The organism is Demequina zhanjiangensis (genome assembly GCF_030418315.1).
Lineage (GTDB): Bacteria > Actinomycetota > Actinomycetes > Actinomycetales > Demequinaceae > Demequina > Demequina zhanjiangensis.
The window spans coordinates 158,733-170,544 of the sequence record NZ_JAUHPV010000003.1 but is presented as its reverse complement, the minus strand read 5'-3'; the positions used below and the strand labels follow the sequence as shown (position 1 = coordinate 170,544).

10 protein-coding genes are annotated in these 11,812 nt (G+C 68.8%); 3 read left to right on the top strand and 7 right to left on the bottom strand.

All coding sequences use genetic code 11. The features are described 5' to 3' along the window. Window positions 1–31: 31 nt before the first annotated feature. The 5 genes from QQX04_RS06150 to QQX04_RS06130 all read right to left on the bottom strand — a co-directional run bounded on the left by QQX04_RS06150 (window position 32) and on the right by QQX04_RS06130 (window position 6,246). Window positions 32–1,996 (bottom strand): glycoside hydrolase family 127 protein, encoded by a 1,965-nt coding sequence (locus QQX04_RS06150; protein ID WP_301127255.1) that lies wholly within the window; start codon window positions 1,994–1,996, stop codon window positions 32–34. 3 nt (window positions 1,997–1,999) lie between these two features. Beyond that, the gene (locus tag QQX04_RS06145; RefSeq protein ID WP_301127253.1) at window positions 2,000–2,836 is read right to left on the bottom strand and encodes a carbohydrate ABC transporter permease; all 837 of its coding nucleotides are present in this window, start codon (window positions 2,834–2,836) and stop codon (window positions 2,000–2,002) included. Between the two features lies 1 nt (window position 2,837). Continuing rightward, window positions 2,838–3,800 (bottom strand): carbohydrate ABC transporter permease, encoded by a 963-nt coding sequence (locus tag QQX04_RS06140; protein ID WP_301127251.1) that lies wholly within the window; start codon window positions 3,798–3,800, stop codon window positions 2,838–2,840. 101 nt (window positions 3,801–3,901) lie between these two features. Beyond that, window positions 3,902–5,170, bottom strand: coding sequence for a sugar ABC transporter substrate-binding protein (locus QQX04_RS06135; protein WP_301127249.1), 1,269 nt, complete (start codon window positions 5,168–5,170; stop codon window positions 3,902–3,904). Window positions 5,171–5,223: 53 nt separating this feature from the next. Continuing rightward, window positions 5,224–6,246 carry a LacI family DNA-binding transcriptional regulator gene (locus tag QQX04_RS06130; protein WP_301127247.1) on the bottom strand — a complete coding sequence of 341 codons (1,023 nt, stop codon included), beginning with the start codon at window positions 6,244–6,246 and terminating at the stop codon, window positions 5,224–5,226. A gap of 193 nt (window positions 6,247–6,439) precedes the next feature. On the opposite strand from QQX04_RS06130, the gene QQX04_RS06125 reads away from it, so the two are divergent. After that, a complete protein-coding gene (locus QQX04_RS06125) occupies window positions 6,440–6,721 on the top strand; it encodes a hypothetical protein (protein WP_301127245.1) in 282 nt (93 codons plus the stop codon). A 239-nt stretch (window positions 6,722–6,960) separates the two neighbouring features. Next, window positions 6,961–8,631, top strand: coding sequence for an amidohydrolase (locus QQX04_RS06120; RefSeq protein ID WP_301127243.1), 1,671 nt, complete (start codon window positions 6,961–6,963; stop codon window positions 8,629–8,631). Window positions 8,632–8,702: 71 nt separating this feature from the next. On the opposite strand, the gene QQX04_RS06115 is transcribed toward QQX04_RS06120, so the two are convergent. After that, the gene (locus QQX04_RS06115) at window positions 8,703–9,323 is read right to left on the bottom strand and encodes a hypothetical protein (RefSeq protein ID WP_301127242.1); all 621 of its coding nucleotides are present in this window, start codon (window positions 9,321–9,323) and stop codon (window positions 8,703–8,705) included. Between the two features lie 228 nt (window positions 9,324–9,551). Here QQX04_RS06115 and QQX04_RS06110 point away from each other — a divergent pair, with 228 nt between their 5' ends. Then, entirely contained in the window at window positions 9,552–10,439 is an 888-nt protein-coding gene (locus QQX04_RS06110) for a LysR family transcriptional regulator (RefSeq protein ID WP_301127240.1), read from the top strand. A gap of 25 nt (window positions 10,440–10,464) precedes the next feature. Here QQX04_RS06110 and QQX04_RS06105 read toward each other — a convergent pair whose 3' ends face one another. Next, window positions 10,465–11,697, bottom strand: a complete 1,233-nt coding sequence (locus QQX04_RS06105; protein ID WP_301127238.1) for a cation:proton antiporter — start codon at window positions 11,695–11,697, stop codon at window positions 10,465–10,467. Between the last annotated feature and the right edge of the window lie 115 nt (window positions 11,698–11,812).

The window sequence follows — 11,812 nt, the reverse complement described above, 5'->3', positions numbered from 1 at the left end:
GACGACGGCCGCACGTGTGGTGGGAGGTGCGTCATGCACCCCCGGACGCGGGGATCATCACCCGCATCTGGGAGGGCGCCCTCTCGCCCCACCGGTGGTACGGCACGAGCGCGACGCGGGCGTCGCGTGTGGTCTCAGGTGCTGACGCGGCCGCCGTATAGGGCGGACGGCCAGCGAAGCCACCGGTCGAGTCGCCGAGGCGAAGCGTGACCGTCGCCCCATCCCCCTCGGGCGTCACCGGGCCGTCGCTCGCGAGGGCGACGTCGTCGATCACCGCTCCGTCGGGCAGGTCGGTCGATTCGAGACAGAGCACGAGCGGCCCCCTCTCGACGGCGACGGTGCCACGCATCGCGTCGATGCGCCTGTCGGGCCACGTCAGCCTGGGGCTGAGGTCGAGCTCGAGGGTGAGGACGTCGCCCGCCTGGACGCGTCCCGCGTCCCACCAGCCGGGCTCGACCGATCCTGCGCCCCCGGGCCCGGTGACGCGGGCATCGCCCGCCCAGGAGGGCACCCGGAGCCGCAACGTGGACTCCGGTGCGGCCTCGAGAACGGTCACGGCGATCGCACCCTCGTCGGGGTAACGCGTGTCGATCCGTGCCGTCAGCCTGCCGCCGTCCGTCTGGACGTCGATCACGCCCTCGTTGTACAGCACGAGCGACACCTCGTCGCCCTCGACCAGAGCCGTGTACGTGTGCAGAGACGCGAGCGTGCGAGCCACGTTGTTCGGGCAGCAGGACACGTCGAACCACGGAGCCCTCACCCCTCCCTCGGCCCTCATGTTCACGCCGTCGCCCGAGTACTCGCCACCGGCGACCCGCACCTGGAGCGGGTTCGAGTAGAAGAAGGCGGTGCCCGCCGCGTCGGGCGAGGCTGCGATCACGTTGAACAGGGTCCGCTCCATGAGGTCCCCATACTTCGCGTCGCCCGTCGCCAGCAGGAGCCGCCACGACACCATGTTCGACGCGACTCCCGCACAGGTCTCGCAGTAGGCACGATCCGGCGGCAGCTCCCAGTCCTCACCGAACCCCTCGTCCTGGTGGCGCGATCCCATGCCACCCGTCAGATACGTACGACGCTCGACGGTGCGCTGCCACTGCGCCTCGAGGATGGACAGCATCTCGGCGTCGCCATGGTCGACCGCCACATCCACGGCGCCTGCAGTGAGGTAGAGGGCGCGCACAGCATGTCCGCGGAACGCCTCGGCGTCGCGGATCGGGGTGTCGTCCTGGAAGTACTCGGAGGACAGCAGCGGAGGGACCGCGAGGGTGCCGTGGCCGCGACGCGTGAGGAAGAGCTCCGCCTGCGTGATGTAGCGCTCGTCGCCGGTCGCACGGCCGAACTCCGCGAGCCCCACCTCGATCTCGGGATGCCCGCACAGGGTGTCCCGTCCGTCGGGGCCGAACTCGCGGCACACATGGTCGGCTGCGCGCCGGGCGACGTCGACCAGGAGGTCATCGTGCCCGGTGCGCAGCCGTGCCACCGCAGCTTGGAGGAGATGCCCGACGTTGTAGAGCTCATGACCCATCGACATGTCGGAGTATCGCGGTGGCAGTCCGGGGTGCCCGTACGCGGTGCACAGGTAGCCGTCGTCGTCCTGCGCGGCGGCCACGCGTGCGACGACGGACTCGAAGCGGGTAAGGAGGGTCTCATCGGTGGAGCGCGCGAGCTCCCAGGCCATCCCCTCGAGCATCTTGTAGACCTCGGAGTCGGCGAACTGCCAGCCCGCGTGCTCCTCAGTGACCTCGGCGCGGGCGACACGGTCGAAGTTCCCGAGCCAGCCGAGGCGCTCGATCCACGTCTCGCAGTGCATGAGCGTCGCGTCGGCGTTGACCTGCTGGCGGCGACCCCAGAAGCTGTCGGGGCTCCAGCTGACCTCGCCGATGCCCGCACCGCGGCGCGGGCCTTCAGCAGGGATCACCGGGCGCGCGAGCGGCGACGTGGTGAGTGCGTGATCGGCGGGGTCGGCCGTGGGGCTGACCCGGAGGCTGTCGGTCATGGATCAGTCCTTCACTGCGCCGGCGGTGACTCCGGCGGCGACGTAGCGCTGGGCGAACACGAGGAGCACTGCGGCGGGGACCGAGGCGACCACGGCGGTGGCCATGATCGCGTTCCATTGCGTGGTGTTGTTGCCGATGTACGCGTAGATGCTGAGGGTCACGGGCACGAACTCGGCGTTGCGCGCCAGGGTCGACGCGAAGATGAAGTCCGACCAGGCCCACAGGAAGGCGAAGAGCGAGACCGTGATCGCGGAGTTGCGACTGATCGGCATCACGACGGAGCGGAAGGTCCGCCAGGCGCTCGCGCCGTCGACCCGTGCCGCCTGGAGCAGCTCGCGAGGGATGCCGCTCATGAAGGCGGTGAACAGCAGCACGCCGAACGGCACCGCGATCGTGGAGTCCGCGAGGATCAGGCCCCACAGCGAGTTGAGGAGGCCCAGCCTCACGTAGATCGCATAGAAGCCCATCGACATGACGACGGCGGGGATCATCTGGGCGACGAGGAGGATGAAGTTGAGCGAGCGGCCACCGCGCATCTTGAGCAGCGCGATCGCGTAGCCTGCCGGCGCCGCGAGAGCGACGGTGAGGACCACGCAGCCGAGCCCCACGAGCAGGCTCACGCCGAGCGCGGGCAGCTGCTGCTCGACGACGGCTCGGTAGCCCTCAAGGGTGGGATCCGTGGGGAACAGCGAGGGCGGGTTCTGCCTCAGATCGCCGCGCTGGGTGAGCGAGACGTTCACCATCCAGTAGACGGGGAAGAGCATGAGCGCCGTGAACACGACTCCGAGCGCGGTCTTCCACCAGGTGCTGCGCTTCTTCGCAGCAGTCTCGTGCGCCATGTCAGTGCTCCTCTCGGCTCTGGAGCCGGACGTAGATCAGGCCGAACACCAGGGCGATCAGGATCAGCAGGTTTCCGATCGCGGACGCTGGCGAGAAGGCGGGCTGGCCGGTGCCGAAGGCTTCGCGGTAGGACCAGACGGACAGGATGAGGGAGCTGTTGGCGGGCCCACCCTTCGTCATGATCCAGATGATGTCCACGACCTTGAGGGTGTAGACGAGGCCCAGCAGGATCGTGATGGCGGACACCGGCCTGAGCAGCGGGAAGGTGATGCGCCAGAAGGTCTTCCAGGCTCCCGCACCGTCGAGCGAGGCCGCCTCGTACACGTCGCCGGGGATGTTCTGAAGGCCCGAGTACAGGATCACCAGGTTGAACGGGATGCCGAGCCAGATGTTGGCGATGATCACGGCCGTGAGCGACCAGTCGGGCGAGGTCAGCCAGTTGATCGGGTCCATGCCGACGGCGAGCAGGAAGGCGTTGACGATGCCCGAGTCGGAGTTCATCATCCACGCCCACGTGGACGCGGAGACGATCAGCGGCAGCAGCCACGGCACCAGGAACAGCGCCCGCAGCACGCCGGAGAGGCGGAAGTTGTTGCGGAAGAAGACCGCGAGGGCCAGGCCGATCCCGTACTGGAACAGGATCGAGACCCCGACGAACAGGAACGTGTTCCACAGCGCGGGCTGGAACAGGTCCGAGGTGATGACATCGACGTAGTTGGCGAGCCCGACGAACTCGGCATCCCCCTGCACGAAGGCCCGGATGTTGTAGTCGTGGACGGAGAGGTCCACGCTCCTCATCAGCGGGTACGCGTAGAACGCCACCAGGTAGATCACCAGCGGCGCCGCGAAGGCGATCGCGGTCCACGGCGATCCGTGGATCGTGCGCTGCCAGCTCCGCCGCGTGCGCGGGGTGGGCGCCTGGTCCTCCGTCGTGCTGACGGCGTCCAGCTCAGTCGTTGTCATGCGTGGTTCCTCGAACGTGCAGAAGGTGTGGATGGCGTGCTGCCCGCTGGGGCGGGTGCGGGACTGGAGAGGGTGCCCCGCACCCGCCGGTCAGCGGAGCGTCACTCGCCGGTGGCGGCGACCGCGGCGTCCTGCGCCGCGTCCATGGCGTCCTGCGCGGACATCGCGCCGGACATCGCCGCCTGGACCGCGGTCCAGAGCTGCTCGGAGATCAGCGGGTAGTCGGTGCCCAGGTTGTCGCTGGTGCGACCCTTGGCAGCGCGGACCGCGTCGACCCACACGGACAGCTCGGGGTGCTCCTCGAGGAACGCCTCCTGGCCGTCGGCCGTCGGCGGGATGTAGTACGCGAACGTGTTCGCGGTCTCCACGAAGCCTTCGGGAGTGGTCATGCACTCGACGATCTGGCTGGTCACGTCGTAGCGCGCGGTGTCGCTCTGGACAGGGGCCATCACGAACTCGCCGCCGGTGGGAGCGGGAGCCGCTCCCCCGTCCTTGGCGGGCAGGGTGATGTATCCGGTCTCGAAGCCGGCCTCGGCTGCCGAGTTGACCTGCCAGGTGCCGTTCTCCACGAAACCGGTCTGACCGTCGAGGAACTCCTCCCAGGCGGTGTTCTGCGAGTTCTGGATCGCGGACTGGGGCGCCCAGCCGTTGTCGAGCCAGTCGACCCACAGCTGCACGGCCTCGACGGCCTCAGGCGAGTTGAGCTCGGTGAGGTCGGCCCCTGCGCCCCAGAACCAGGGAAGGAACTGGAAGGAGCCCTCCTCGGTGCCGATGCCGGCGAAGGTGATCGCACGGCTGCCCGCGGCGTCGATCGCCTCGAGTGCGGCGTTGAGCGAGTCCCAGTCGGTGATGGTCGACGGGTCGACGCCCGCAGCGTCGAGGATCTCGGCGTTGTAGTAGAGCGCGAGCGTGTTCGCACCGATCGGGATGCCGTACGCCGTCCCGTCCACGACGCCTGCCGCGAGCAGGTTCTCGTCGATGTTCGACGTGTCGAATCCGAGCTCGTCCATCGAGGTGATCGCACCGGTCTCGGCGAGCGTGGACACGGCCGGGTTGTCCAGCAGGACGACGTCGGGCGACGTGCCCTCCTGAGCCGACAGCAGAAGCTGGTTGGTCAGCGCGGTCGTGTCGTACGCGGTGCGCTCGATCGTCACGCCTGCCTCGTCGCCGCACGCCTGCACGCGGTTCTGCCAGTCGGAGCCCTCGGTGTGCTGGGGGTACGGGTCCCACCAGGTGTAGGTGCCGCCGGGCGCGTCGGCCGAGCCCGAGGCGTTCTCGCCACCGTCGGAAGTCGAGCAGCCTGCGAGGGCGCCCACTGCGATGGCCGCGGTGGCGAAGGCCACCGTCGTCCGCTTGTGCGTGAAGTTCATCGTTCCTCCTTGAACGTTGACCCGCCGGGGCTGCGGGAAGTGGCTGGACCCCGTCAGGCGGCGGGTGGTGCCGCCATCGAGCCCCGGTCGTGGACCTCCGGGGCGATGAGCTCGACAGTGTGAGGCGAGGCCTTGTCGAGGCTCCCCTCGATTCGACCGACCAGCTGGTGCACAGCGTGTCGTCCGAGCCGATCCGCGGCGCTGTCGATCGCCGAGAACGGAAGTGAGAAGGTGCGGGCGAAGACGTCCGAGTAGCGACCGACGACGGAGAGGTCTTCGGGCGCGGACAGCCCGCGAGCGTGGAGGACGGCCGGCAGCGCGGCCGCCGCACCCTCGTTGTTGAGCAGGAGCGCCGTCGCGCCGGGGTGCGCATCGAGGAACCTGTGGAGGTCCTCCCCGATCTGCGGCTGGCTCGAGGCGGCGAAGTAGTGGTGCAGCTCGATGCCGAGCGAGGCCGCGCGGTCCTTGGCCGCGTCGGCGAGGCGCCAGACATAGGCACCGCCGCGCTCGACGACGTCCTCGGGCTGGGAGACGAGGATCATCTCGCGATGCCCGAGCGCGTGCATCTCGTCGACCATCATGCGTCCCGACGCCTCGAAGTCCAGGTCGAACACGTCGAGTCCTGAGGGGTCGCCAGGGAGACCGACGAGCGCGCCGGGCTGGGGAACCTGGCGGAGCGGCTCGAGGCGGTCGTCGTCCTCGGCGACGTTGAGGAGCACGAAGCCGTCGACCATGCGGGAGCGGGCGAGGCGCTGGACCGCGCCGACTCCGTCGTCGTCCGAGACGAGAAGGGTGTCGTAGCCGAGCTCACGTGCGGTGTCCGTGACGCCCTTGATGTACTCGAGCATGGCGGGTGCGAACTCGTCCTCGACGAACTGCGCGAAGAGGGCGAGAACCCTGGTCTGCGAAGTACGGAGGGCTCGGGCGCCGGCGTTGGGCGTGTAGCCGAGCTCGGCGACCGCATCGAGCACACGCTGGGTGACCTCGGGCGAGATGGAGCGCTTGCCGCTGAGTGCGTAGGAGGCGGTGCTGCGCGACACGCCTGCGGCCTTCGCCACGTCCCCGATGGTCACCATCGTTCGCCTCAGCTCCTTCGCTGTCGAACACTGTCGAATGGATTCGACTGAACGGCCACGACAGTAAGTCGAATGGATTCGACAACGCAAGTCGAGAGCCTCGCCGTTATCAAATCGTGATAACTGCGCCACATATCTGTAACATCGTGAGGAAGGCGGACAACGGGGTCCGTCGAGGCCATGAGGAGGCCCCATGTCACATCTCAAGCGCGGTGCAGACGAGATCATCCAGGGGTTGCTGCTCGCCTTCGTCGGGGCACCGCTGATCTACGCGGTGATCGCGATCGTCTCCATGTTCGTCCAGCCCTCGCTCGTCACCGTCGGCGTGATCCTCGGACTCGGCCTCCTCGCCGTCGGCCTCCTTCGAGCGCTGCAGGGAACGCGCTACTTCCTGCGCAACCTCGAGACGGCCGCCCTCGTGCGAGCGCTCGGCGCTGACGAGGTCGTCAGACGGGACAGCGCGCACGAGCTCTGAGGCTCGCGCGGACCATCGAAGGCCGGAACCGGCCGGCCGCGCCGACACTCTGCCCCCCATCGCCCCCTCGGTGAGGATCCACCGCGCCACGCCTGTGCCGGTCTCCTGACGGTGTGCGAAGGCGGTGGTGAGAGGCGAGGGCCTGTCACCACCGCCTTTGTCATGCCCTGACCGCGCGTTCCGTTGACAGCACCCTCGGGCTGCGATTGGTTTGCCCTCAGACGAAAGGAACCGTGGACGTGACGACCCTCATCTTCCGCAATGGGAAGGTCCTGTCAGAGGCGGTGCTCGACGGCACCCTGGAGCAGCCGCCGTCGGCGCTGGTGGTCGAGGACGGCGTGATCGCCGCGATCGGGCAGGAGGACACGGCAGAGGCCCACCTCGACGGCGCCGACCGCGTGATCGACCTCGAAGGCCGCCTGCTCATGCCGGGCTTCGTGGACGCCCACGTCCACGCCTACCAGGGCGGACTCGAGCGCAATGCGTGCGACCTCACATCCGCGCTCACCGCTGAGGCGTACGAGGACATCATCCGCCGGTACCACGTCGACCACCCTGAGGGATGGCTCGTCGGTGGCGGGTGGGCGATGGAGGCGTTCCCGAACGGGCTCGCCCGCAGGGAGACGCTCGACGAGCTCGTCGGCGATCGGCCGGCATTCCTGCCGAACAAGGACCACCACTCGGCATGGGTGAGCTCGGCGGCGCTGCGCGCCGCCGGCATCGACCAGGGCACCCCGGATCCGCCCGGCGGGCGCATCGAGCGGGACCCTGACGGGGAGCCCACCGGCATGCTTCATGAGCATGCGATGGGCCTGGTTCAGGCGGTGATGCCCACGACCACTCAGGACGAGTACGACGCAGGCCTTCGCACCGCGTCGGAGTACCTGACCTCGCTCGGCATCGTCGGCTGGCAGGAGGTCTATCTGAAGACCGTGGACGCGGAGCCAGGACCGCACCAGGCGTACCGGAGCGCGGATGCCGAGGGCGCGCTGCACGCCCGAGTCCGTGCCGCGCTCTGGTGGGATCCCACGGTGCCCGCTGAGGGGATCGCGGCAGAGGTCGCGAGGCTGGCCGAGATCCGCGAGGAGACGAACCGTGCGGGCGGCCGCTACGGCATCAATGCGGTGAAGATCATGCAGGACGGTGTCGCGGAGACGTACACCGCCGCGATGCTCGAGCCGTACCTGGGAGAGGACGGCGCACCGACTGCCAACACCGGGATCTCCTTCCTGGAGCCGGAGCTGCTCACGAAGGTCGTGGCGGCGCTGGACGCGGCGGGATTCCAGATCCATCTTCACGCGCTCGGCGATCGCGCGGTGCGTGACTGCCTGGACGCGCTCGAGGCCGCGCGCGCCGCGCATGGCGACCGCGACCTGCGGCATCACCTGGTGCATCTGCAGTTCGTCGATCCGGATGACGTGCCGCGCTTCGCTGAGCTCCGCGCGACAGCGAACATCCAGGCGCTCTGGGCGGTGCACGATCCTCAGACCGATGCCCTCACCGCGCCGTACGTCGGCGAGGAGCGTGCGGAGCGGATGTACCCGTTCGGGGAGCTGCTCCGCACGGGCGCGCCCTTGGCGATGGGAAGCGACTGGCCGGTGTCCACCCCGGACCCGCTGGCGGCGATCCACGTCGCCGTGAACCGTCGCGCCGTGGGAGCGGACCAGAGTGTCCGTCCTCTGGGGTCGAGTCAGGACATACCGCTCCTGACCGCGCTCAAGGCGTACACGGCTGGCTCGGCCTGGCTGAACCGCGCTGAGGAGACCACAGGCTCCCTCCGCGTCGGGGCGGCCGCCGACCTGATCGTCCTGGACCGCGACCTGCTCACCGTTCCTCCCGAGGAGATCGGCCAGGCCGTCGTCGACCACACCTTCATCGAAGGCGTCGAGGTCTACGCACGGGAGCGATGACCTGCCGCGCGCGCGGAGGGGCGTCACCGGCACGGGCCTGACTCGCGCCGGTGACGCCGCTCGCCACTCGTTCAGCGGCGGATCTTGTGAATGATCAGTCCCTGGAACTCCGACGGATGGCCGATGAAGTCACCGTCGATGATCTCGAAGTCCGCCCAGGTGCGCACCTTCCATGACTGACCATCCATGTCAGTGGCGAAGCCGTTGACACCGTTGAAATGCTCCTCGTCGCCATTCGGGTGAATGGTGACGCGCTCCTTGAAATTGGCTTCACCACTTGCGAAATAGTCGTCGGGAACGGTGGTGGGATCTCCGTCAAGAATTGCGGCACAGTTCATGTCGAGGAAATCAAATGCATCCATGTTCGAGTGGTAGAGGTAGATCGGCACCTGGAGGGCGCTGATCATGAAGTCGAGGCTCCCATCGGCGCGCGTGAACATCTTCGCGCTCTCGATCGGCTCGGGAGCTCCCATGCAGATCTCGTCGACCGGGTCATGGGTGAACAGCAGGACGCCGTAGTCCCAGCCTCCGTAGAAGCGTCCGACCCCGACGTCCTCCAGGTCATACCCCTGGGGAGGCGAGGCGGAGACGGCTCCTGCGGATCCGAGCAGGAGCAGCGCGGTGGCTGCGGCGACGACGGCAGCGCGCAGTCCTCGGCGCGTTCCGTGACCATTCATGTGTGAGTGGATCATGTGGGGACTCCTTTGTCGCGCCCCGCAAGGAGCTGCGCTCCCTTGCGAGGCTTCCGGGATGCCACATCGCGCCATCGGTCGAAGAATTTCCCCGAACAATGTGACATATCCACATTTGCGTGGAAGGCTTGACCCGTCAACGCGTCGATTTCCGAATGCTGTGTTCGGAATCCCCGAATACTGCTCATCGCCTGTCTCCCCACAAGGTCACGAGAACGGGGCGCCATCATGGAGCTGCGCGAGGCTCGCGTGTTCATCGCGGTCGCAGAGGAGCTGAGCTTCACCCGCGCCGGCGACCGCCTCGCGCTGGGGACGCCCAGCGTCAGCGAGACGATCAAGTTACTCGAACGTCACTACGGTCGTCGCCTGTTCGACCGCGATCCCCGCTCCGTGGAGCTCACGGCATTCGGCCAAGCACTCCTGCCCGCGGCCCGCGCGCTGCTGTGCGCGCACGACGAGCTCGAGCAGCTCGCGGAAAGGCTCAGCGGCGCACACCAGATCACGATCGGCACCCTCTACGGGCTCGGAGCACGACTCATGCGCCAAGTCGTCGCGCAGCACTCAGCACAGGAACCCCTGCTCGCTGTCGCTCGCGTCTACGACTGGACCGAGCCCTCGTGCGGGCTGCGGACCGACGAGGTGGACATCGCGGTGCTTGTCGGCCCCACGAGCGCCGACCACCAGATCCATCGGGTCCCGCTCGGCACCATCGCACGGCTTGCACTCCTTCCCGAAGGCGCTCTGCCCGCGCACCGCGACACCGTGAGCCTTGCCGAGGTGGACGCCGTCGGCTGGATCCCGATCGAGGCGAGCGACCAGGTCTGGGATCGGGCGTGGCGGCTGGACGACGTTCGAGGCGGTGCCCCGCCTCTGAACGGTCCGGCCCAGGCGACGATCGAAGGAATGGTGGAGGGCATTCGCGCAGGCGTCGGCGCCACGATCACCATCGAGGCGTTCACCCAGCTCTACGCCCCCGTCGGGATGGCATACGCCCGTGTCTCCGACGTGCCGCCGCTGCAGGTGGACCTCGCGTGTCGAGCAGACCGGGCCCAGCCGCCGCTCTCCGCTCTCATCGAGCTCGCGCGCGAACGCTTCGCGCCGGGTCAGTGGTATTGATGGGCGAGCCGCGCCGGCTCCGCTGTCAGGCGCGATCCGCCCTGGGTGAGGCTGCGCCCGCCCATCGACCGTAGCGCTCGGCCCACGGCGCAGCGGTGAGCCCATGCGCCACCACGCTCAGCATCACCGTCAGCGTGAACACCCCCACGATGTCGAACGTCCGACCGTCGGCAGGCAGCGCCTCGAAGGTGAGCAGCCCGAAGACGATCGTCGCCACGCCACGTGGTCCGAACCACCCCAGGAAGAGACGCGTCGGCCATGCGAGCCCCGATCGCAGCAAGGCGAGAGCGACGGGCACGAGCCGCAGCACCGTGACAGCGAGCAGCGCTATCACCAGCCACTCCACCTTGAACCCCTCCCGCAGGACCCGGACCGCCATTCCGCCTGCAAGGAACCACAGCACGACGCCCAGCACGTCCGCAGCGATCTCGAGCGGCTCCGTCACCTGCTCCTCCTCGTGGACCGTCCGGCTGAAGCGGCCGAAGGCCAACCCGCCCAGGAACGCCGCGAGGAACACATTCGCGCCCGCGATCTCCGCCAGCCCGAACGTCACCAGCGGCAGGGCGAGAACGCCGACGCTTCGCGCACGCCGGTCGCTGAGACCCCACGCGCGGGTCGCATCGAAGGCGATCGCCGCGACGAGCCCGATCGCGATGCCCACCGCCACGCCGAGCACGCCCGACGGCAGCTCGAGCGCCACGGACTCCGCCACCCCGTCGGCGCTGTCGGCGTTCGCGGCGAGCGCTCCGATCGCCACGATCACCAACGGCGTCGCGAGCCCGTCGTTGAGCCCGCTCTCCACATTCAACGCACGCCTGACGCGCACCGGCACCGCAGGGTTGAGGACGGTCGGAGCTCCCAGGCTCGCGTCCGTCGCGCTCAGCGCCGCGCCGACGAGCAGCGCCCCCGCGAAGCCGAGGCTCGGCAGCAGCCACCACGAGACACCCGCGGTCATGAGCACGGCCACGGGGAATCCGACCGCGAGCAGCCTGACCGCCACCCAGGGGTCATGCCGCAGCTCGCGGAAGCGCACCGTGCTGGCGTCGTGGAAGAGCACGAGCACCAGGGTGGCCTCTGCGAGCGCGTGCACCGTCGGCGCGCCCGGGTCCGCTCCCACGGACTCGGCGAGGACGATGCCGGACACGAGGAACACGATCGGCGCCGTGATCCCCCATGCCTCGGCGCGACGCCCTACGAGCGCCCACCCGGTGAGCAGGGCTGCGAGCACCGCGAGCGTCACGCCGTCCACGTTCTCCACGCCTCCAGCATCCCGCTGACCGCGGAGTCTCGCCGGTTCGCGCCTGCGGAGCGTTCTCACTCCCGCGAGAATGTGAGATGGGGCGCGCCGATGAGCTCACAAAGGCCGCACAGGG

Bases quoted from the DNA above. Each gene is read 5' to 3' on its own strand.
- QQX04_RS06115 (WP_301127242.1), bottom strand. From the start codon at position 9,323: ATGATCCACTCACACATGAATGGTCACGGAACGCGCCGAGGACTGCGC.
- QQX04_RS06145 (WP_301127253.1), bottom strand. From the start codon at position 2,836: ATGGCGCACGAGACTGCTGCGAAGAAGCGCAGCACCTGGTGGAAGACC.
- QQX04_RS06110 (WP_301127240.1), top strand. From the start codon at position 9,552: ATGGAGCTGCGCGAGGCTCGCGTGTTCATCGCGGTCGCAGAGGAGCTG.
- QQX04_RS06130 (WP_301127247.1), bottom strand. From the start codon at position 6,246: ATGGTGACCATCGGGGACGTGGCGAAGGCCGCAGGCGTGTCGCGCAGC.
- QQX04_RS06140 (WP_301127251.1), bottom strand. From the start codon at position 3,800: ATGACAACGACTGAGCTGGACGCCGTCAGCACGACGGAGGACCAGGCG.
- QQX04_RS06125 (WP_301127245.1), top strand. From the start codon at position 6,440: ATGTCACATCTCAAGCGCGGTGCAGACGAGATCATCCAGGGGTTGCTG.
- QQX04_RS06150 (WP_301127255.1), bottom strand. From the start codon at position 1,996: ATGACCGACAGCCTCCGGGTCAGCCCCACGGCCGACCCCGCCGATCAC.
- QQX04_RS06135 (WP_301127249.1), bottom strand. From the start codon at position 5,170: ATGAACTTCACGCACAAGCGGACGACGGTGGCCTTCGCCACCGCGGCC.